The organism is Lelliottia jeotgali, assembly GCF_016771845.1.
GTDB lineage: Bacteria > Pseudomonadota > Gammaproteobacteria > Enterobacterales > Enterobacteriaceae > Enterobacter > Enterobacter jeotgali.
Window position 1 is genome coordinate 1 of the sequence record NZ_JAENMQ010000012.1, and the last position, 21,350, is coordinate 21,350.

Sequence of the window (21,350 nt, forward strand, 5' to 3'; positions counted from 1 at the left end):
GGCGTATATTACGCTTTCCTCTTTCAGAGTCAACCCTGAATTTCAGGATTTTTTCTCTTCAACCGACCCGGCTGTTTGTGTGAAGTGATTCACATCTGCCGTGTCGATGGAGGCGCATTATAGGGAGTTCTCGTCAGGCCGCAACCGCTAAATGACAGAAAAATGACTGACTGCTGCATTCCACAGCAAAACCCCGCCTTATACCCTTTTGCACACAGACTTATCCACAGATGCACTCAGATCCTGCCGACTTCCCCCACCGATCACGCACTAAATATCCCAGTAAGCTATAAATGGTGAAGGTTATTTTGGAAGATCTCTCATGATGCGACTGATCCTGATCCTACTGGGCATCGATTTCCTGCGTTCGCACTGGCGCGGGCTTCGTCACTTTGGCTGGATCACGCTGATCGCCGGGATGGCTATCTTCATCGATGCTATGGACGGTTCGCTGTTCTTTCCTATTGAGCCCTTTGCCTGCTTATTACTATTCGAAGGTGGCTTAACCTTGATGGTGGCGCACAGCGGCATGGGAGGGCAACGTATCTTGCGCTATGTGAAAGGCGCAACGTTCTCGCTAGCAGCCGTGTTGATCCTTGCCGGTCATCATGACGGCGACATCGTGCTGGCGATCATTTTCGGTACGCTATTTTTGCTCGATGGCACGTTGCAAATCGCCTCCGCACTGGTCGTTCGCTATCAGCGCTGGCGGCCAGCCCTTGTCGGTGGGATTGTCGAGATCGCGCTAGCCATCTTCTTCTATCAGCCGTGGCCGTCAAATTACGCTGGCACCGTTCCTTATTGTCTTGGGTTGGGCCTCGCGTTTGCGGGATGGAATATGTTCATCCTCGCCAACCGCGTCAAAGTCGCCGCGGCTAATCCAGGGCTCAAAGGAGAAGAGTATATGGAAGAGGCGCAAACCCTTCCCCCTGACGTCGTGGAATGGGATGGCCCACCGGAAGAGGATGAAAAAGCACTGACGGTCCACGTCTGGACGCCAGTCGGTTCCGCCCCCGGTGAAACGATCCCCCGCCCGGTGATTAATCGCTATATAGCCGCCGTGGATCAAAACGGCATTATCTCCACCGGCCACGCCGCGCTGGAATCGCCTGGAGGGATCTATATCAGCTTGTATCCTGCCGAGCTTATCGACCGCTCACCGGATGCATTCGCCCGGCTGCTACGCGCCACCCCGGAGAATAATGTGCAAGGGTTGTTTCAACCCGACTATGCGACGGAGTCCGCGCAGTGGTGTCACTCCACGCGCAAAGTGCGCATCCGTAATTACAGCGAAACTCGCCTGACCGCCTTCTGGGAACATTACCGCCAGAACGAATCTTATAATTTGACCCACCGTAATTGTTCGAGCAGCGTAGCAAGAGCGCTGGAAGCGGCACTGGAAGGATCTGTCGGAAGACTCTGGCAAACACGCGGGTTCTGGCTGGCGATTGGAAAGCTAATGTCCACACCAGAACTTTGGGTGGCGCTACAGCTGCGTAAACGTGCTGAGACGATGGCATGGACGCCAGGGCTCGTGCTGGACTACGCCCGTGCCCTCAGTATGCTTGCCGACCCCAGGCCAACTGGCTGGTTTAACACCCTGGGGCGGGCATTAAGAAAAATGTTCCATCGTCGGATGGCGTGGGTAAAAGGTAAAAGTGGCGAAGGGGTAACAGAAGAGTAAACCTCAGCCCGCTCACCGCCATAAACGCTATACTTGCCAAAAATTCCACCCCGCAGGCCAAACCATGACCACACAACGTCTCACGCGTGACTGGCGCCTCCCCACCGCCGGGCTGATGGCGCTGGCGATTCTGCTGGCAGCCTTCACACTGCACGCCCACTGGAACGCCTTTATTCAGTGGTGCCTTGCGACGCAAATCACTCTGCACCGCTATCTGGTGATGTATCTTTTGCAGCTCAATAACCATCAGTATACCGGCGGGCTGTGGTTGCTAACGGGCGCGTTCCTTTATGGTGTGCTGCACGCCATTGGGCCAGGCCACGGCAAATTCATTGTCACAACTTATCTTTCTACTAATAAAGAAAGCCAACTCGGCGCGCGCGTAGTCCCTTTTCTCGGCAGCCTGATGCAGGGCGTGAGCGCCATTCTGTTCGTCTTTATATTGGCCGTGGGATTTAACCTGGCATCGGGGGATCTCAGTGCCAGCCGCTGGTACGTAGAAAAAATCAGCGCCATACTGATCGGCGCATTCGGCGCGTTTGTCATTTTCCAGACGTTGAGAAGCCTGCACCCGCGCAAAATGACTATTCACGCCATGAAGCCTCTGCATCAACATGATGAAAGCTGCGGCTGCGGCCATCACGGCGTCGGTGCAGATTTAACCGCTGGCGACTGGAAAACGCGTCTGGGCGTGATTCTGGCGATTGGCGCTCGGCCATGCAGCGGCGCGATCATGATTCTAATGTTCTCGAATGCGCTGGGGATTGTGACCTGGGGGATTGCAGCAGTGATGACCATGTCGCTTGGCACGGCGCTGTCGATCATGGGCTTATCTCTGGCGGTGCGTTATGCCCGCGAACGTACGGTGGCATTCTTTGGTGGGGATTCAAATCTGAGTTGGCTAGTACCAGTGGCAAAAGTTGCTGGGGGAATTATGCTGATTCTGTTCGCGACTGTGCTGTTCTTAACGGTCATCCCAATCAGCGCCAACGGCGATTACATTGCCGCAGGCTGCTAATAAAAAACCCGCCAGCGGCGGGTTTTTTATTAATTACTCGTTAATCCGTGGATGCTGGTCCACCAGACGAGAACGTTTCTTCTGCAGTTCTTCAATCTCTACATCAATGTCTTCAATCTTCTGTTCAACATTGTCGTAGTGCTCGCGCAGGATCTCTTTCGCTTCCTGGATGTCCGATGCCGCTGGCGTCGCCCCTTTCAGAGGGCGGTTAGCGGTCTCTTTCATCGTCAGGCCGGTAATTAAACCAATCACCGCGATGACCATCAGATAGTAAGCAGGCATCATCAGGTTCTGGGTACTTTCCACCAGCGAAGCCGCAATAGTTGGCGTCAGACCGGCAATCAGAACCGAGATATTAAACGCCGCCGCCAGCGCACTGTAACGAATGTGCGTCGGGAACATCGCCGGAAGCGTAGACGCCATCACCCCGATAAAGCAGTTCAGGATCACCGCAAGCAACAGCAGACCGGCAAAAATCAGGCCCAGCACATTACTGTTAATCAGGATAAAGGCCGGAATCGCCAGCAGGAACAGCGCAATACTGCCCAGAATAATGAAGGGACGACGACCGAAACGGTCACTCATCAGGCCCATAATCGGCTGCACAAACAGCATACCAACCATAATGGCGATGATAATCAGCACGCCGTGATCTTCAGAATAATGCAGGTTATGCGACAGGTAGCTCGGCATGTAGGTGAGCAACATGTAGTAAGTCACGTTAGTTGAAATCACCAGACCGATACAGGTCAGCAGGCTACGCCAGTGCTTGGTGGCAATCTCTTTAAACGAAACTTTTGGTCCTTCCTGCAGGCCTTCGCGATCGCCCTGCTCCAGCTTTTCAACATGCTGCTGGAACGCCGGGGTCTCTTCTAAGGCATGACGCAGATACAGGCCGATAATCCCCAGCGGCAGCGCCAGGAAGAACGGAATACGCCAGCCCCACTCAAGGAAGTTCTCTTCCCCGACGACGGTGGAAATCAACACCACCACGCCCGCGCCCAGCACAAACCCGGCAATCGAGCCAAAGTCCAGCCAGCTTCCCATAAAGCCGCGTTTACGGTCCGGGGAATATTCGGCGACAAAGATCGACGCACCCGTATACTCACCGCCAACCGAGAAGCCCTGCGCCATTTTACACAGCAACAGCAGGATAGGTGCCCATATGCCAATGGTGGCATAGGCCGGGATCAGGCCGATACAGAAAGTACTTATCGACATAATCACGATGGTGATAGCGAGAATCTTCTGGCGACCGTATTTGTCACCCAGTCGGCCAAAGAACAAGCCACCAAGCGGACGGATCAGGAACGGAACAGAGAAGGTACCTAACGCTGCAATCATCTGCAGGCTGGGATCGGCACCGGGGAAAAAGACTTTACCTAAGGCGTAGGCAACGAAGCCATAAACACCAAAGTCAAACCACTCCATCGCGTTACCCAACGAAGCAGCGGTAATGGCTTTACGCAGTTTACCGTCATCAATGATGGTGACGTCACCCAGTGTAATGGGTTTTACTTTTTTCCTTTTAAGCATTGCTATCCTCGTAGACTCAGCCCTGTCCATACCACAGATAATCTTGCGGTCTGTGAACCTCGAATTCGCCTCATGCGATTCTTCTTCTTCAAGCGTAGCAGGTTTACTTACATTGACGTTTCTCGTCGATACAACCGAACCTGTTGACGCCTGTCTGGGCAGTTAGTGACCTCTTTACCCTAACAGCGTTTAAATTAGTGATCAACTTCACAAATATTTACGTATAGCGTCAGATGTTGTCAGAAAACGTAAAACCCCCTGAATCACAAAGGATGATTTCGTCGCCCCAGGATGATTATTTCTGAGGTTATTATTTTCCTCGCAACGGAAGAAAATCACTCACTTTTTTTCACATCCAATTTACAGCTTTTTAATTACAAGCGCGCGACAGTGTCGTTTACCTAAATATGTGATCAAGATAACTAAAACACTGTTTTATTTTCATTGAATCGCAATTCCAATGATCGCATGATAAGCCCGAACACGCCGCTGCGGCTGCAACTCACCGACCGTTTAAATGCCTAAACGGATTGCGGATTGCGCATAACCAGACGGAACACCAGACAGTTAAATTCTCGTAATCATTTGAATTTAATCATTGTTTCTACCTGACTTGTCCGCCAGAAACGCGAGATAAGATGTGAGGATTTATCATGAAGATCAAAGCCACGATTGAACGCATCCCTGGCGGGATGATGCTGGTCCCTCTGGTACTTGGCGCAATTTTAAATACGCTGGCACCGAATACCGGCGCTTATTTTGGCGGGTTCACAAAAGGAATGATTACCGGCACCGTGCCTATTCTCGCGGTGTGGTTTTTCTGTATTGGCGCGTCTATTAATTTACGAGCAACGGGCACCGTTCTGCGTAAATCCGGCACGCTGGTGATCACCAAAATTGCCGTTGCCTGGGTGGCGGCGATGGTCTGTGCGATGTTTATTCCTGAGAACGGCATTCAGACCGGATTCTTCGCTGGATTATCCGTTCTGGCGATTGTTTCAGCAATGGACATGACCAACGGCGGCCTGTACGCCAGCCTGATGAACCAGTACGGTACCAAAGAAGAATCGGGCGCATTTGTCCTGATGTCGCTGGAATCCGGCCCGCTGATGACTATGTTGATCCTCGGTTCTGCCGGTCTGGCCACCTTCGAACCACATCATTTTGTCGGTGCAATTCTGCCCTTCCTGATTGGTTTCGCACTGGGTAACCTCGACACCGACCTGCGTGATTTCTTCAGTAAAGCCACGCCGGTTCTGATTCCGTTCTTCGGCTTCGCGCTGGGTAACACCATTAATCTGGGCGTGATTATGGACACTGGCCTGCTGGGCATCGCTCTGGGCGTAGCGGTTATCATCATCACCGGTATTCCACTGATTATCGCAGACCGCGTGATTGGAGGGGGGAATGGTACAGCCGGTGTCGCCGCTTCATCAGCCGCCGGTGCGGCGGTAGCAAACCCGGTGATTATCGCGCAGATTAACCCGGCTTTTGAACCGGTGGCAGCGTCAGCCACAGCACTGGTCGCTGCGGCGGTGATTGTGACTGCGATTCTGGTGCCGATTATTACGGCGCTGTATTCCAAACGCTACGGCACGCTTTCGCAGACGGAATCCGAGCCACAGCCAGTCGAATCCTTACACCACTGAGTTCCTGCAAAAGCCTCTCTTCGGAGAGGTTTTTTAGTTACGCCTCGCCAAACACTTCCCCGACCATCGCATCCGCCAGCCTTTTCGCTGAACACAGTCTCGGCATCCCCAGCGCCACCGTCTGCCAGCTTTGCGTCACAGACCAGCTCACCGGATGACGATCCGGATGACACCAGTCGCCCAGCCAACCCAGCATATCTTTGTGATCCATCAAACCCGGTGACATCGGCGTCGCCAGCCACTGGTGATAGAAGTGACGGGTAGCAGGAGAAGCGTTAATGCCTTGCGCCAGATAATTGGCCGCCAGGCTGCGTAAATTATCTTTCAGCATCGCGCCAACGTCTTCGTTTGCCAGACGACAGGCATCGCCAAAGGCGCCCCAGCGCAGCTCTTCGAGTGCGATAAAACAGCGCCCCGCCAGCGACCAGCCGTCGTACTGCCCGGCCCGCCAGTGGGTAAAAACCTGATCGCTGTGTTCGCCAGCCTGCACCGTTAACCCGCGCTGGGATAAGGCTTTCTCTTTATAAGCGGCGCGTTGTGAAAAGTGGGAAGAGAGTTCGTCGTATTGTTGCATCAGGCCAGGAGACTGCTGCGCCTGGCGATTTGTTTGCTGACGTAATGACGCTAATTTATGGGTCATTCGGGTTAACGCCAGATGGCCGGGATCAAACATCCCCGCCAGTTTTTCCGCCAGCCCCAGTCGCAGAGCAGCATTTTCGCTGAACATTCCCGTCATCGCCCACGGACGAAGCTTCGTCTGGGTCATGATCTCCTGAGTTAAACGCTCACGAAATTGCTGCTGCTGAGGCACGAGTGGGGGAAGACGCACCGCGTCCACCCCTTGTACCAGATCGACCATAAACTTCGGATGAATACACTCCAGCGTCCGCCCGGGACCGTCCAGTAATTGTGTTGTCATAGTTGCTCAGCCGCGAATAAGGTTTGAATATCATCGCGTAACAGTCGGGTATCTTCCTGAATCCACGTCGCAGTCGTAATACTTTGCTGCAACAGCTGGCTGAGCGCCCTTGTGGAGTGCTCGTTTTGCTGGCGCACTGCGAGGCTATCACGCAAGCTTTCCTGTAACCCGGTCAGACATAACGAGAATTCTGCGAAAAACGTCGCCATTCCTGCCGTAACAGAGACATCGACCTGCGCCACCAAAGCTTTACAGATTTGTTCACAAAATTGATCAATATGCTGTTTGAACCGCTCATGAAGCTGTGCAACGTCAATGACATAGCGAGTACGCGTCACCACGTAATCTTCAAAGCCCCAGCCCGGATTATTCAGCCAGCGCGACACCGTCTCACGCACGCTGCCGGAGCCCGATACTTCACCCGCCGGACGATTTTCCGAGGCAATCGCGTCCGTAAACAGTCCGCGCGTATTGAAGTTCAACTGGCTCGCCTGGAATGCTGGGAAGCTAATTCGCGCCCGGAAGCCAGCATGGCTCAACTCTTCTTTAATACGTTTCTCAATCGGGCGCATCGCTTCATTCAGAGAACGCGCCAGCGTGGATTCGAGCTGATCAAAACGCAACGCCAGCTCGCGACTGATTTTGCCCTGTGCATCCAGCATGATCAGCTCGCAGGAGGAGCGGATTTTGCTCAGCACAATCTGCGCCTGCCCTTCGTCATCCAGCACCAGCTGACCCATTTCGGCCTGCTCGCTGTTTCTCAGGTTGAGACGTTCAATGCCCGCCAAATCGAGAATGTTATCTCTGTCAAAAATATGGCTAATAGCCTGCTTAATGGTGTTTTTCTGCTGTGAAATAAAAGCGTTAGCGGCATCTAATGCCTGCTCAACTTCATGCCCCACTTCGTCGCTCACCACATCCTGACGCGTCTGCAACAGCGCCATATCCTCTTCGAGGCGGGAAATATTCACCTGCAGCTCTTCAAAAGCCACCGTCAGCCCCTGATAACGAAAATCAAGGTACTCACGGGCATTCTGCGCGTAATTCAACAGCTTATGCGAGGCAGATCGCAGCGCATACAGCGAGGCATTAGCATAAGCGGCATAGATCAGCTTGCGGATCGGCTGTTCAAATAACGAATCTTCCCACAGCAAATCGGCAGCATGGCGAATATGTTCCACATCATCCAGATCGGCGGTGCGCCAGCGACGTCCGAGTGCCGCTTCGGCAAAATCCTGCACCCATCTCTGCTCCTGCGAATTCGGTAAACGCCCGTGCGTGTTTATTTCATAACGCGCGCGGTTTGCCAGATACGCCCACATCGACGACACCGGGTAGATCTGCCCCGGCGAAATATTGCCTTTCATCAGCGTGCCGGAAATCATCGCCCGCACCTGTTCTTCGTCGTCGCTGTTGCGATCTTTCTGATCGAATTTATTCACCAGCGCATACAGCGGCACCGATTTGCCCACTGCCGAAATCGCCTGACGCACCTCTTCATCAGAGATCGACTTAAGCTGGGTATAGTCCATCACCGCCAGCACCGCCGACGAGCGCGCCAGCTGTTCGTTGAGCATTTTTTGCAGATGCGGCTGTCCAGCCTCGTTCGGCCCCGGCGTGTCGAGCAGCGTCAGTTGTCCGAGATGAGAATCCAGCCCCGCCAGGTGAACAAACTCCACCTCAATCACCGGAATATGTTCGATCGCCGCATATTCCGAGAACGGGAAATCAACGCCCAGTGCCTTCGACAGACGCACCAGATCGTTGAGACTTTTCAGGCACTGGAAAATAGGCTGCGCGCCCAGATAGTGTTTTTCGAACGCCTCGCCGTGCTCAATGCGCCCGAGCAACGCGTTCATGTCTTTATCGATCTCCAGGCGTTGGGTCAGCTTTCCGCGATCGTGGTTGCACAATTTATCCTGCAACTGTTTGATCAACGTATCGATAGGCGCGACATGGGCAAAATGCAGCACCGGCTCGGTCTGACCCGGCGTATGGCGGATAAGCGTAGGCAGCGCGGTCATCGGACGGTTACGGTTTGGCAGCACTTCGGTGCCGACAATCGCATTAATCGTGGTCGATTTCCCCGCCTTCATGGTCCCGACGATCGCCAGCACCATCTCGAGACGGGTAATTTTGCGTAATTCGTTATTGAGCATTGAGAGCTGCGTTTCAACACCTCGGGTACTGAAATGCAGCGGCAGAACATTATTCGTTTCCCCGGTCATCGCAGCAGTTGTGCTATCCAGCACGGCAATCGGCATTGATTTCAACGCATCCAGATTCTGCAAAGCAAGTTGCAGCAGCCTTTCCGCTTCCTGGCTTAATTCAAAAATTGTCTGTGTGTGCATGATAAAAGCCTTTCCTTAACGCAAATTTATTACTTTTATTAAGCCGGATAGTTTTAATAATGAAATTTCGGCTTTTTTGATTACGCGTGGAAAATATGTTCAATGAATATAAGCGCCTGATCAAAAACCAGAATATATTCTGATTGCAGCGTAAAGCGCTCGTACACTCCTCTCGGCAAGAAAAGCCGAAAGATAATGAGCGTAGACCATTTTTATGAAGCTATAGGATATATCAAAGTAATTTACCCACCCAAAAAGAGAGGTAATTCCCGGTCGCCAAACGAGGAATGGCAAACCTGGATGCAATAACAACTGCTCACCTCACCTTATCCGAAATGACAGTACCTGGCAATTTGCGCAATAAAATATTCGATATATTTCCTTACGCGATTTTAAATCTTAAGTACGCTGTAAGCATCGCTTAAGTGACTGACAGAAAGTGTCACTCCAGACGCTGTCTTTTAACTATTTTCAAAAAAAAGAATGTCACCGACAAATGTGTGGACTTACGCTATACTTTACGCCTTTTTCGGCAAACAGCCGGGTTTTGGCTGGCACTTTCCAGCCCCTTTAGCCTTTTTGAGGATACCGATATGTCACTTCCACACTGTCCTAAATGTAATTCTGAATACACCTACGAAGATAATGGGATGTTCATTTGCCCTGAATGCGCCCATGAATGGAATGATGCAGAACCGTCGCAAGATAGCGATGCGCTCATTGTTAAAGATGCCAACGGTAATCTGCTGGCCGACGGCGATAGCGTCACCGTGGTAAAAGACCTGAAAGTCAAAGGCGCCTCTTCAATGCTGAAAATCGGTACCAAAGTGAAGAATATCCGCCTGGTCGAAGGCGATCATAATATTGATTGCAAAATTGATGGCTTCGGGCCAATGAAGCTCAAATCAGAGTTCGTTAAAAAGAACTGATAGTTAAGACATTATTGTCTTCGTAGGCCCGGTAAGCGCAGCGCCACCGGGCGCTTTTGCCGGATGCGCTGCGCTTATCCGGCCTACAATAAAAGAACTACACTTAATGGGCTTCTCTTACCTGAGGTAATGATTATGCCGTTAAGTCCCTACATTTCATTCGCCGGAAACTGTGCAGAGGCCATCGCCTTCTATCAGCAAGCTGTCGGCGCAGAACTCACCTACAAAATCACCTACGGCGAAATGCCCAAAGACGGAAACAGCGAAGAAGGCTGCCCTTCCGGTATGCAATTTCCTGACACCGCCATCGCTCATTCCAATGTTCGTATCGCGGGCAGCGAAATTATGATGAGCGACGGCGTGCCCGGCGGCAACGCGCAGTATGCAGGATTTACGCTGGTGCTCGACACCCAGGACGTGGCCGAAGGCAAAGGCTGGTTCGACAAACTCGCCGCTGGCGGCAATGTCGAAATGGCCTGGCAGGAGACCTTCTGGGCGCACGGTTTCGGCAAAGTGACCGATAAATATGGCGTGCCCTGGATGATCAACGTCGTCAAACAGCAATAATCGTCTGGCGGAGGCGTCCCCTCCGCCTGTCATCGCATTCGCTTCAACTCTTCAAACTCCCGCAACCAATACTTAACCTAAATGTCACATTAATCCGCCAGCATGAGGCCACATTTATCGTGAGGCCTGAACATGCAAACTGTCATCCGCGTCGAGAAACTGAGCAAGACCTTTCACCACAACAAGGCTCTGCATGCCGTTGATCTGACCGTCCAGCAGGGCGAAATGGTGGCGCTGCTCGGGCCTTCCGGTTCCGGAAAATCCACCCTTCTGCGCCATCTCAGCGGCCTCATTACCGGCGACAAAACGCCAGAAAGCCATATTGAGCTGCTGGGCAACACCGTGCAGCGCGCAGGCCGTCTGGCGGGCGATATCCGCAAAAGCCGCGCGCAAACGGGCTGTATCTTCCAGCAATTTAACCTGGTCAACCGCCTGACGGTGCTCGAGAACGTGCTGATCGGCGCGCTCGGCAGCACGCCTTTCTGGCGCACCTGCCTGCGCTGGTTCTCACCTGCGCAAAAACAGCAGGCGCTTCAGGCACTGACCCGCGTCGGAATGGCCCATTTCGCCCACCAGCGCGTCTCAACGCTTTCCGGCGGACAGCAGCAGCGCGTGGCGATTGCCCGAGCGCTGATGCAAAAAGCCAAAGTGATCCTCGCCGATGAACCCATCGCCTCGCTGGACCCAGAATCGGCCCGCATCGTGATGGAAACCCTGCGCGACATTAACCAGAACGACGGCATCACCGTCGTGGTCACGCTGCATCAGGTGGATTACGCCCTGCGCTACTGCGAGCGCATCGTCGCCCTGCGTCAGGGGCATGTGTTTTACGACGGTGCAAGCCAACACTTTGATAAAGAACGATTTGACCACCTGTACCGCAGCATTAACCGCGTCGAAGAGAACGCGCAGGCTGCTTAATTTAACTGAAAAGACCAGGCGTCATTGGCGCAGCCAGATTGGACACGGACAGCGCGGAAAAACCGGAGCGTACACGTTGTACGTGAGGATTTTGAGCACTGCCCGGGTTCAAGCTGGCAAGTGAAATAGCCTGGAACAATGCCAAATGAGGATGATAGATGAGCTATAAAGCCGTTGCCGCGCTGGCCTTCACCAGCATGTTCAGCATCAGCACCCTGTTAAGCCCGGCCTATGCGCAGGAGCAAGAGCAGGAAAAAGCCCTGAACTTCGGCATTATTTCGACAGAATCACAGCAAAACCTGAAACCCCAGTGGGAACCGTTCCTGAAAGATATGGAAACCAAACTGGGCATCAAAGTGAACGCCTTCTTCGCCCCGGATTACGCGGGCATCATCCAGGGGATGCGTTTTAACAAAGTCGACATCGCCTGGTACGGCAACCTCTCCGCGATGGAAGCGGTAGATCGCGCTAACGGCCAGGTCTTTGCACAGACCGTTGCTGCTGATGGTTCTCCGGGTTACTGGAGCGTGCTGATCGTCAACAAAGACAGCCCGATCAACAACCTCAACGACATGCTCGCCAAACGCAAAGAGCTGACCTTCGGCAACGGTGACCCGAATTCCACCTCCGGTTTCCTGGTCCCTGGCTACTACGTCTTCGCGAAAAACAACGCCTCCGCCAGCGAATTCAAGCGCACGGTCAATGCCGGACACGAAACCAACGCCCTGGCCGTCGCCAATAAACAGGTCGACGTCGCCACCAACAACACCGAAAACCTCGATAAGTTGAAGACTTCCGCTCCAGAAAAACTGAAGCAGCTGAAAGTTATCTGGAAATCACCGCTGATCCCTGGCGACCCGATTGTGTGGCGTAAAAACCTCTCCGAGAGCACCAAGGATAAGGTCTACGACTTCTTCATGAATTACGGCAAAACCGCCGAAGAGAAAACCGTCCTCGAACGCCTGGGATGGGCGCCGTTCCGCGCCTCAAGCGACCTGCAGCTGGTGCCAATCCGCCAACTGGCGCTGTTTAAAGAGATGCAGGGCGTGAAGGACAACAAAGGTCTGAACACGGAAGAGAAGACCAGCAAAGTGTCGGTGATTCAGGCGCAGCTGGAAGATCTCGACCGCCTGACCGCCGCGCTAAGCGCGATGACGTCAGTGAATAAAGCGGTGCAGTAATTTGTTCTCCCTCTCCTGTCGAGTGAGGGCGTTGATCCAGTCCCCTCTCCCTTGAGGGAGAGGGTTAGGGTGAGGGGGAACAGCGCACGCTGATGCCCTCACCCCGGCCCTCTCCCACAGGGAGAGGGAGAAAACTTTAGGAGAACTCATGCAAACCATCACCGTCCCACCCCCGAAACGCAGCTGGTTCTCGCTTTTGAGCTGGGCCATCCTGCTGGCGGTGCTCATCGTCTCCTGGAAAGGTGCGGAAATGGACCCGCTGATGCTGGTCAAAGACTCCGGCAACATGGCGACCTTCGCCGCCGACTTCTTCCCGCCGGACTTCAGCCAGTGGCGTGACTATCTCAGCGAAATGGCGGTCACCATGCAAATCGCCGTCTGGGGAACCGCGCTGGCAGTCATCCTCTCCATCCCGTTTGGCCTGATGAGCGCCGAAAACATCGTCCCCTGGTGGATTTTCCAGCCAATGCGCCGCCTGATGGACGCCTGTCGCGCCATCAACGAAATGGTCTTTGCGATGCTGTTCGTGGTCGCGGTGGGCCTCGGTCCGTTCGCAGGTGTGATGGCCCTGTTCATCCACACCACTGGCGTCCTCTCCAAGCTGCTGTCAGAAGCGGTTGAAGCCATCGAACCCGGTCCGGTGGAAGGCATCCGCGCCACGGGTGCCAATAAAATTGAAGAGATTCTCTACGGCGTCCTGCCGCAGGTGATGCCACTTTTAATCTCCTACTCCCTCTACCGTTTCGAATCCAACGTTCGCTCAGCGACGGTAGTCGGCATGGTCGGCGCAGGCGGAATTGGCGTCACCCTGTGGGAAGCGATTCGCGGCTTCCAGTTCCAGCAAACCTGCGCCCTGATGGTCCTCATCATCATCACCGTCAGCCTGCTGGATTTCCTTTCTCAACGTTTGCGTAAGCACTTCATCTGAGAAGCGAGGCTTTGATTTCTATGCACTTATCCAGACATCCGACCAGTTACCCAACGCGCTGGCAAGAGATCGCCGCGAAGCTCGAAGTCGAACTGCGCACGCACTACCGTTGCGGCGACTACCTCCCCGCGGAACAGCAGCTCGCCGACCGCTACGAAGTCAACCGCCACACCCTGCGTCGCGCCATCGATCAACTAGTGGAACGTGGCTGGGTCCAGCGCCGCCAGGGAATCGGCGTGCTGGTCCTGATGCGCCCGTTCGACTACCCGCTCAACTCGCAGGCGCGTTTTAGCCAGAACCTTCTCGATCAGGGCAGCCACCCGACCAGCGAAAAACTGCTCTCGGTGCTGCGCCCCGCGTCGAGCCACATCGCCGATGCGCTGGGGATTCAGGAGGGCGACAACGTCGTGCATCTACGAACGCTGAGACGCGTCAACGGCGTGGCGGTCTGTCAGATCGATCACTACTTTGCCGACCTCGCCCTCTGGCCGACGCTGCAACATTTTTCCAGCGGCTCGCTGCATGACTTCCTGTTTGACGCCACCGGCATCGCCCTCAAACGCACCCAGACGCGGATTAGCGCCCGTCGTGCGCAGGCCAAAGAGAGCAAAGTGCTGGAGATCCCGAACATGGCGCCGCTGCTCTGCGTGCGCACCCTCAACCACCGTGACGGCGACGTCAACGCGACGGAGTACTCCGTCAGCCTGACCCGCGCCGACATGATCGAATTCACTATGGAGCACTGAATGCATTTCGATACTCCCACCCGCCAGCGCTGGATGAGCGTCCTCGCCCACAGCCAGCCCACCGCGCTGCGTGAACGCCTGCGTGTGCTCAACGTCGCGCCGGAATACGAGACCATCCGTGCGCCAGAGATTGGCCTGGTGCAGATCCAGGCGCGTATGGGTGGCACCGGCGAGCGCTTTTTTGCCGGGGACGCCACGCTAACCCGAGCCGTGATTCGCCTCAAAAGCGGCACGCTCGGTTACAGCTATCAGCTGGGGCGCGACAAACAGCACGCCGAGCAGTGCGCCGTCATCGACGCGTTATTGCAGGAACCGACCCATTTTCAGTCGTTGATGGAAACCTTAATTGCCCCGCTGGAAGCCGACCGTGCCGCGCGAATTGCCGCTCGTCAGGCGGAAGTGAACACCAGCCGGGTCGACTTCTTTACGCTTGTTCGCGGAGATAACGCATGACGCTTCAACCTGCTTTTACCCTTGCCGTGCAGGATGCCCAGCACAGTTTTCGTCGTCTGCTGAAAGCCATGAGCGAGCCGGGCATGATTGTCTCGCTGCATCAGCTCACTCACGGCTGGCAGCCGCTGAACATCGCCACCACCAGCGTGCTACTGACCCTGGCCGACGCCGACACGCCGGTCTGGCTGTCTGCCAGCATGACCAACGACATTGCCAGCCAGAATCTGCGTTTTCACACCAGCGCAGCGCTTGTCGATCAGCCACAGCAGGCGGTATTCGCCGTTGCCGACGAAAAAATCAGTCACGAACAGCTGAATGCGCTTTCTGAAGGCAGCGCCGTCGCGCCCGAAACCAGCGCCACGCTGATCTTACAGGTCGCCAGCCTGAGCGGTGGCCGCATGCTACGCCTGACCGGGGCCGGGATCGCCGACGAGCGCATGGTCGCGCCGCAACTGCCGGAGTGCATCATTCACGAGCTGACCGAACGTCCGCATCCGTTCCCGCTGGGTATCGACTTGATCCTCACCTGCGGCGAACGCCTGCTGGCTATCCCGCGAACCACACATGTCGAGGTGTGCTGATGTACGTTGCCGTCAAAGGGGGCGAAAAGGCGATAGCCGCCGCCCATGCGCTGCAAGAGCACAGAAGACGCGGCGATGAACAGCTTGCCGAGCTGAGCGTCGAGCAAATTGAACAGCAGCTGAATCTGGCCGTCGATCGCGTCATGACCGAAGGCGGGATCGCCGACCGTGAACTGGCCGCGCTGGCGCTGAAACAGGCCAGCGGCGACAACGTCGAAGCGATCTTCCTGCTGCGTGCCTACCGCACTACGCTGGCCAAACTGGCGGTCAGCGAGCCGCTGAACAGCGCAGAGATGCGCCTTGAGCGCCGAATTTCTGCGGTCTACAAAGACATTCCCGGCGGCCAACTTCTCGGCCCGACCTACGACTACACCCACCGCCTGCTGGATTTCACCCTGCTGGCGAACGGAGAATCCCCATCCCTGAACACCCGCGACGCACAGCAGGAAAATGCGCCCCACGTCTTTAGCCTGCTGACGAATCAGGGGCTGGCAAAAGCCGAAGAGGACACCGGCAGCGTGCCCGACGACGTCACCCGCACCCCGCCGGTCTATCCGTGCTCCCGCTCCTCACGCCTGCAACAGCTGATGCGCGGCGACGAGGGTTATCTGCTGGCACTGGCTTACTCGACGCAGCGCGGCTACGGGCGTAACCACCCGTTTGCCGCCGAAATCCGCAGCGGTTATGTCGACGTTGAAATCGTGCCGGAAGAGCTGGGTTTTGCAGTCAACGTCGGCGAACTGCTGATGACCGAATGCGAAATGGTGAATGGCTTCGTGGCCCCCGAAAACGACGTCCCGCACTTCACACGCGGCTACGGCTTGGTGTTCGGCATGGGCGAGCGCAAGGCGATGGCGATGGCGCTGGTTGACCGTGCGCTGCAAGCCCCGGACTACAACGAAACCCTTTCCGGCCCGGCGCAGGACGAAGAGTTCGTGCTGGCCCACGCGGATAACGTCGAAGCCGCGGGCTTTGTCTCACACCTCAAACTGCCGCATTACGTCGATTTCCAGGCAGAACTGGAACTGCTGAAACGTCTGCAACGGGAGCGCAAAAATGGCTAACCTCAGCGGGTATAACTTTGCCTATCTGGACGAACAAACCAAGCGCATGATCCGCCGCGCGATTTTAAAAGCCGTGGCGATTCCCGGCTATCAGGTGCCGTTTGGCGGGCGCGAAATGCCGATGCCGTACGGCTGGGGAACCGGTGGCATTCAGCTCACCGCCAGCGTGATCGGCGAAGCCGACGTGCTAAAAGTCATCGACCAGGGGGCGGACGACACAACCAACGCCGTGTCGATTCGCAACTTCTTCAAACGCGTCACCGGGGTGAACACCACCGAGCGTACGGAAGACGCGACCCTAATTCAAACCCGTCACCGCATCCCGGAAACGCCGCTCACTGAAGATCAGATTCTGATTTTCCAGGTGCCGATCCCCGAGCCGCTGCGATTTATCGAGCCGCGCGAAACCGAAACCCGCACCATGCATGCCCTGGAAGAGTACGGCGTGATGCAGGTGAAACTGTACGAAGACATCGCCCGCTTCGGCCATATCGCCACCACCTACGCCTACCCGGTGAAAGTGAACGGGCGCTACGTAATGGACCCGTCGCCGATCCCGAAATTCGATAACCCGAAGATGGACATGATGCCCGCCCTCCAGCTGTTCGGGGCCGGACGCGAAAAACGCATCTACGCCGTGCCGCCCTACACCCGTGTTGAAAGCCTTGATTTCGACGATCACCCGTTCAGGGTGCAGGAGTGGGACGAGCCGTGCGCCATCTGCGGTTCAAAACACAGCTATCTCGACGAAGTGGTGCTCGACGATACGGGCAAACGCATGTTTGTCTGCTCCGACACCGATTTCTGCCGCCAACAGAGCGAGGCGAACGGCCAATGAAACCGCTGCTTTCGGTGAACAACCTGACCCATTTGTATGCGCCCGGCAAAGGCTTTAGCGACGTGTCGTTCGAGCTGTGGCCTGGCGAAGTGCTGGGGATCGTCGGCGAGTCCGGCTCCGGCAAAACCACCCTGCTCAAATCCATCTCCGCGCGCCTGACGCCGCAGAACGGTGAGATTCTGTATCAGGAGCAGTCCCTGTACGGCATGAGTGAAGCCGAGCGCCGCCGCCTGTTGCGTACGGAATGGGGCGTGGTGCATCAGCATCCAATGGACGGCCTGCGCCGCCAGGTGTCGGCGGGCGGGAACATCGGCGAACGGCTGATGGCGACCGGCGCGCGGCACTACGGAAATATCCGCGCAACGGCCCAGCAGTGGCTGGAGGATGTTGAGATCCCGGCGTCACGTATCGACGACCTGCCCACCACCTTCTCCGGCGGGATGCAGCAGCGCCTGCAAATCGCCCGCAACCTCGTCACCCATCCGAATCTGGTGTTTATGGATGAGCCGACGGGCGGGCTGGACGTGTCTGTGCAGGCGCGCTTGCTCGACCTGCTGCGCGGCCTGGTGGTGGAGCTGGATCTAGCGGTGGTAATTGTGACCCACGATCTGGGCGTTGCCCGTCTGCTGGCGGACCGTCTGATGGTGATGAAAGAGGGCCAGGTGGTGGAAAGTGGATTAACCGACCGCGTGCTCGACGATCCGCACCATCCGTACACCCAGTTGCTGGTGTCATCCGTTTTGCAGAACTGAGTGTGTTTGTGTCGGGTGGCGCTGCGCTTACCCGACCTACGGAATTTGTAGGCCGGGTAAGCGCAGCGCCACCCGGCAAAAAAGGCCGCACCGAACACGTAGGCCGGGTAAGGCGAAGCCGCCACCCGGCAAAAAGACCGCACCGAACACGTAGGCCGGGTAAGGCGAAGCCGCCACCCAGCATAAAGACCGCACCGAACACGTAGGCCGGGTAAGGCGAAGCCGCCACCCGGCAAAAAAGACCGCACCGAACACGTAGGCCGGGTAAGGCGAAGCCGCCACCCGGCATAAAGACCGCACCGAACACGTAGGCCGGGTAAGGCGAAGCCGCCACCCGGCAAAAAGACCCAAGAGGCCAACATGATCCGCGTAGAAAATGTGAGTAAGACTTTTGTGCTCTACCAGCAAAACGGCGTGCGCCTGCCGGTGCTGCAAAACGCCTCTCTTGAGGTCAAAGAGGGCGAATGCGTGGTGCTGCACGGCCACTCGGGTAGCGGAAAATCAACGCTGCTGCGCTCCCTGTATGCCAACTATTTGCCCGATCAGGGCCAAATCCACATTCGTCATAACCACGAGTGGGTGGATCTGGTGCAAGCCCCGGCACGTAAAGTGCTCGAAGTGCGCCGCTCGACGATCGGCTGGGTCAGCCAGTTCTTGCGGGTGATCCCGAGGATCTCCGCGCTGGATGTGGTGATGCAACCCCTGCTGGATCTCGGCGTTTCCCGTGACGAATGTGCGGCCAAAGCAGCCCGCCTGCTGACACGCCTTAATGTGCCGGAACGCCTGTGGCATCTGGCCCCATCGACCTTTTCCGGTGGCGAACAGCAGCGCGTGAATATCGCGCGCGGATTTATCGTCGATTACCCGATTTTGCTGCTCGATGAACCGACCGCCTCGCTGGATGCCAAAAACAGCGCTGCGGTCGTCGAACTGATTGAACAGGCCAAAGCGCGCGGGGCGGCGATCGTGGGGATCTTCCACGACGCCACGGTCCGCGATCGCGTGGCGGATCGTCTTCATGCGATGGGAGTCGCGCCATGATTATCAATAACGTCAAACTGGTGCTGGAAAACGAAGTGATCGAGGGATCGGCAGAGATTCAGGACGGTGTGATTCGCACCTACGCCGAAACCCAGAGCCGCTCTCCACAAGCGATGGACGGCGAAGGCGGCTGGCTGCTGCCGGGCCTGATCGAACTGCACACGGATAACCTGGATAAATTCTTCACTCCGCGCCCGAAAGTCGACTGGCCGGCCCACTCAGCGATGAGTAGCCACGACGCGCTGATGGTTGCGAGCGGCATCACCACGGTGCTGGACGCGGTGGCGATTGGCGATGTGCGCGACGGCGGCGATCGCCTGGAAAACCTCGAGAAGATGATTAACGCAGTAGAAGAGACGCAAAAGCGCGGCCTGAACCGCGCCGAGCACCGCCTGCATCTGCGCTGCGAATTGCCGCACCACACCACCCTGCCGCTGTTTGAGAAACTGATGGGCCGCGAGCCGGTGTCCCTGGTATCCCTCATGGACCACTCACCGGGCCAGCGACAGTTCGCCAATATCGAGAAGTATCGCGAATATTATCAGGGCAAATACTCCTTGAATGACGAGGAAATGGCGCGCTACGAAGAGGAACAGCTGGCGCTGGCGGCCCGGTGGTCACAGCCGAACCGCCTGGCGATTGCGGCGATGTGCCGGGATCGCAACATTCCTCTCGCCAGCCACGACGATGCCACTCACGATCATGTGCACGAATCCCATCAGCTTGGCAGCGTGATCGCCGAATTTCCTACTACGTTCGCGGCAGCTGAAGCCTCACGCCAGCACGGGATGAACGTCCTGATGGGCGCGCCGAATATCGTGCGCGGCGGCTCGCACTCCGGCAACGTGGCAGCCAGCCAGCTGGCGGCGCTTGGCCTGCTGGATATTCTCTCCTCCGATTACTATCCGGCGAGCCTGCTGGATGCGGCCTTCCGCGTGGCGGACGATGCGGGCAACAGTTTCACCCTGCCGCAGGCGATTCGTCTGGTGACCAAAAACCCGGCTGACGCGCTGAATCTGGGCGATCGCGGGGTAATTGGCGAAGGCAAACGGGCGGATCTCGTTCTGGCACACCGCAAGGGCGAGCACATCCATATCGATCATGTCTGGCGTCAGGGAAAACGGGTGTTCTGATGGGAAAACTGATCTGGCTGATGGGGCCGTCCGGCTCCGGAAAAGACAGCCTGCTGTCGGCGCTGCGCCAGCAGGAACACGCTCAATTATTGGTCGCGCATCGTTACATCACGCGGGCGGCGAACGCGGGCAGCGAGAACCACATCGCCCTGAGCGAGCCGGAGTTTTTTACTCGTGCAGGCCAGAATTTACTGGCGCTGAGCTGGCATGCCAACGGTTTTTACTACGGCGTGGGGATCGAGATCGACCTGTGGCTGCACGCCGGTTTCGACGTGCTGGTCAACGGTTCGCGCGCACATCTGCAACAGGCTCGCGCACGTTACGAACAAGCGCTGATGCCGGTCTGTTTGCAGGTTTCGCAGGAGGTACTGCGCGAGCGCCTGCAACAGCGTGGGCGGGAAAGTGCGCGAGAGATCGACCAGCGTCTGGAGCGCGCCGCGCGCTATACGCCGTCGGACTGTCATCTCCTCAACAACGACGGAAGTTTGCTACAGTCAGTCGATAATTTGTTATCGCTTATCCGTCAGAAGGAGAAACAACATGCCTGACTGCCAGCTTCGTCGCGCCACCCCGGAGGATGCCCAGGCCGTTTACGGCCTGATTTGTGAGTTAAAACAAGCGGAGTTTGACCAACGTGCGTTTAACGCCGGGTATCTGGCTAATCTTCAGGATCGCAATATGCACTACCACCTTGCGGAGCTGGACGGCCACGTCGTCGGGATGATTGGCCTGCATTTGCAGTTTCACCTGCATCACGCCAACTGGATTGGCGAGATTCAGGAGCTGGTGGTGCTGCCGCAGGCGCGTGGCCTGAAAGTCGGCAGCCAGCTGTTAGCCTGGGCAGAAGACTTTGCCCGCGACGCAGGCGCTGAAATGACCGAGCTGTCGACCAGCGTGAAGCGCGTGGATGCGCACCGGTTCTATCTGCGTGAAGGGTATGCCCAGAGTCATTTTCGTTTTACCAAAGCGCTGTAAAACCAAGCCGGGTGGCGCTTCGCTTACCCGGCCTACAAAACCCCGCTAACCCGTAGGCCGGGTAAGGCGCAGCCGCCACCCGGC

At 56.2% G+C, this 21,350-nt stretch carries 21 protein-coding genes; 18 read left to right on the forward strand and 3 right to left on the reverse strand.

Annotated elements, in window-relative coordinates:
* Nucleotides 1-322 precede the first annotated feature (322 nt).
* The gene (locus JBO43_RS18500; RefSeq protein WP_095280445.1) at nt 323-1,684 is read left to right on the forward strand and encodes an HdeD family acid-resistance protein; all 1,362 of its coding nucleotides are present in this window, start codon (nt 323-325) and stop codon (nt 1,682-1,684) included.
* A 64-nt stretch (nt 1,685-1,748) separates the two neighbouring features.
* Complete coding sequence (locus JBO43_RS18505) at nt 1,749-2,702, forward strand: nickel/cobalt transporter (protein WP_202674803.1); 954 nt, start codon at nt 1,749-1,751, stop codon at nt 2,700-2,702.
* A 33-nt stretch (nt 2,703-2,735) separates the two neighbouring features.
* On the opposite strand, the gene proP is transcribed toward JBO43_RS18505, so the two are convergent.
* Nucleotides 2,736-4,238, reverse strand: a complete 1,503-nt coding sequence (gene proP, locus JBO43_RS18510; protein WP_095280443.1) for a glycine betaine/L-proline transporter ProP — start codon at nt 4,236-4,238, stop codon at nt 2,736-2,738.
* Between the two features lie 653 nt (nt 4,239-4,891).
* Between proP and kdgT the strand changes: the two genes are divergently transcribed.
* Nucleotides 4,892-5,887, forward strand: a complete 996-nt coding sequence (gene kdgT, locus JBO43_RS18515; RefSeq protein ID WP_095280442.1) for a 2-keto-3-deoxygluconate transporter — start codon at nt 4,892-4,894, stop codon at nt 5,885-5,887.
* A gap of 37 nt (nt 5,888-5,924) precedes the next feature.
* On the opposite strand, the gene JBO43_RS18520 is transcribed toward kdgT, so the two are convergent.
* Together JBO43_RS18520 and crfC are read right to left on the reverse strand one after the other, a co-directional pair.
* Complete coding sequence (locus tag JBO43_RS18520) at nt 5,925-6,806, reverse strand: diguanylate cyclase regulator RdcB family protein (RefSeq protein WP_095280441.1); 882 nt, start codon at nt 6,804-6,806, stop codon at nt 5,925-5,927.
* Complete coding sequence (gene crfC, locus JBO43_RS18525; protein ID WP_103947442.1) at nt 6,803-9,157, reverse strand: clamp-binding protein CrfC; 2,355 nt, start codon at nt 9,155-9,157, stop codon at nt 6,803-6,805. Before crfC ends, JBO43_RS18520 begins: the two co-directional genes overlap by 4 nt.
* 593 nt (nt 9,158-9,750) lie before the next feature.
* On the opposite strand from crfC, the gene JBO43_RS18530 reads away from it, so the two are divergent.
* The 15 genes from JBO43_RS18530 (at nt 9,751) to phnO (ending at nt 21,266) form a co-directional block, all read left to right on the forward strand.
* Nucleotides 9,751-10,086 (forward strand): zinc ribbon domain-containing protein YjdM, encoded by a 336-nt coding sequence (locus JBO43_RS18530; RefSeq protein WP_095280439.1) that lies wholly within the window; start codon nt 9,751-9,753, stop codon nt 10,084-10,086.
* A gap of 135 nt (nt 10,087-10,221) precedes the next feature.
* The gene (gene yjdN, locus JBO43_RS18535; protein ID WP_095280438.1) at nt 10,222-10,653 is read left to right on the forward strand and encodes a VOC family metalloprotein YjdN; all 432 of its coding nucleotides are present in this window, start codon (nt 10,222-10,224) and stop codon (nt 10,651-10,653) included.
* A gap of 132 nt (nt 10,654-10,785) precedes the next feature.
* The gene (phnC, locus tag JBO43_RS18540; protein ID WP_103950397.1) at nt 10,786-11,574 is read left to right on the forward strand and encodes a phosphonate ABC transporter ATP-binding protein; all 789 of its coding nucleotides are present in this window, start codon (nt 10,786-10,788) and stop codon (nt 11,572-11,574) included.
* A 158-nt stretch (nt 11,575-11,732) separates the two neighbouring features.
* On the forward strand, nt 11,733-12,755 hold the full coding sequence (gene phnD, locus JBO43_RS18545; RefSeq protein ID WP_095280435.1) for a phosphonate ABC transporter substrate-binding protein: 1,023 nt from the start codon (nt 11,733-11,735) through the stop codon (nt 12,753-12,755).
* Between the two features lie 148 nt (nt 12,756-12,903).
* Nucleotides 12,904-13,683: a phosphonate ABC transporter, permease protein PhnE gene (gene phnE, locus JBO43_RS18550; protein WP_095280434.1), complete on the forward strand. Its 780-nt coding sequence runs from the start codon at nt 12,904-12,906 to the stop codon at nt 13,681-13,683.
* A gap of 20 nt (nt 13,684-13,703) precedes the next feature.
* Nucleotides 13,704-14,429, forward strand: a complete 726-nt coding sequence (gene phnF, locus JBO43_RS18555) for a phosphonate metabolism transcriptional regulator PhnF (RefSeq protein WP_103950398.1) — start codon at nt 13,704-13,706, stop codon at nt 14,427-14,429.
* Nucleotides 14,430-14,882 carry a phosphonate C-P lyase system protein PhnG gene (gene phnG / locus JBO43_RS18560; protein ID WP_103947444.1) on the forward strand — a complete coding sequence of 151 codons (453 nt, stop codon included), beginning with the start codon at nt 14,430-14,432 and terminating at the stop codon, nt 14,880-14,882.
* The gene (gene phnH, locus JBO43_RS18565; protein WP_202674804.1) at nt 14,879-15,463 is read left to right on the forward strand and encodes a phosphonate C-P lyase system protein PhnH; all 585 of its coding nucleotides are present in this window, start codon (nt 14,879-14,881) and stop codon (nt 15,461-15,463) included. The genes phnG and phnH overlap by 4 nt, the downstream gene beginning before the upstream one ends.
* The gene (locus tag JBO43_RS18570; protein ID WP_202674805.1) at nt 15,463-16,527 is read left to right on the forward strand and encodes a carbon-phosphorus lyase complex subunit; all 1,065 of its coding nucleotides are present in this window, start codon (nt 15,463-15,465) and stop codon (nt 16,525-16,527) included. The genes phnH and JBO43_RS18570 overlap by 1 nt, the downstream gene beginning before the upstream one ends.
* Complete coding sequence (phnJ, locus tag JBO43_RS18575; protein WP_202674806.1) at nt 16,520-17,365, forward strand: alpha-D-ribose 1-methylphosphonate 5-phosphate C-P-lyase PhnJ; 846 nt, start codon at nt 16,520-16,522, stop codon at nt 17,363-17,365. Before JBO43_RS18570 ends, phnJ begins: the two co-directional genes overlap by 8 nt.
* Nucleotides 17,362-18,117, forward strand: coding sequence for a phosphonate C-P lyase system protein PhnK (gene phnK / locus JBO43_RS18580; RefSeq protein WP_202674807.1), 756 nt, complete (start codon nt 17,362-17,364; stop codon nt 18,115-18,117). The genes phnJ and phnK overlap by 4 nt, the downstream gene beginning before the upstream one ends.
* Before the next feature lie 360 nt (nt 18,118-18,477).
* Nucleotides 18,478-19,158, forward strand: coding sequence for a phosphonate C-P lyase system protein PhnL (phnL, locus tag JBO43_RS18585; protein ID WP_202674808.1), 681 nt, complete (start codon nt 18,478-18,480; stop codon nt 19,156-19,158).
* A complete protein-coding gene (gene phnM, locus JBO43_RS18590; protein WP_202674809.1) occupies nt 19,155-20,291 on the forward strand; it encodes an alpha-D-ribose 1-methylphosphonate 5-triphosphate diphosphatase in 1,137 nt (378 codons plus the stop codon). The genes phnL and phnM overlap by 4 nt, the downstream gene beginning before the upstream one ends.
* Nucleotides 20,288-20,839, forward strand: coding sequence for a ribose 1,5-bisphosphokinase (phnN, locus tag JBO43_RS18595; protein WP_095280425.1), 552 nt, complete (start codon nt 20,288-20,290; stop codon nt 20,837-20,839). Before phnM ends, phnN begins: the two co-directional genes overlap by 4 nt.
* Nucleotides 20,832-21,266 carry an aminoalkylphosphonate N-acetyltransferase gene (gene phnO / locus JBO43_RS18600; protein WP_202674810.1) on the forward strand — a complete coding sequence of 145 codons (435 nt, stop codon included), beginning with the start codon at nt 20,832-20,834 and terminating at the stop codon, nt 21,264-21,266. Before phnN ends, phnO begins: the two co-directional genes overlap by 8 nt.
* The last annotated feature ends 84 nt before the right edge of the window (nt 21,267-21,350 follow it).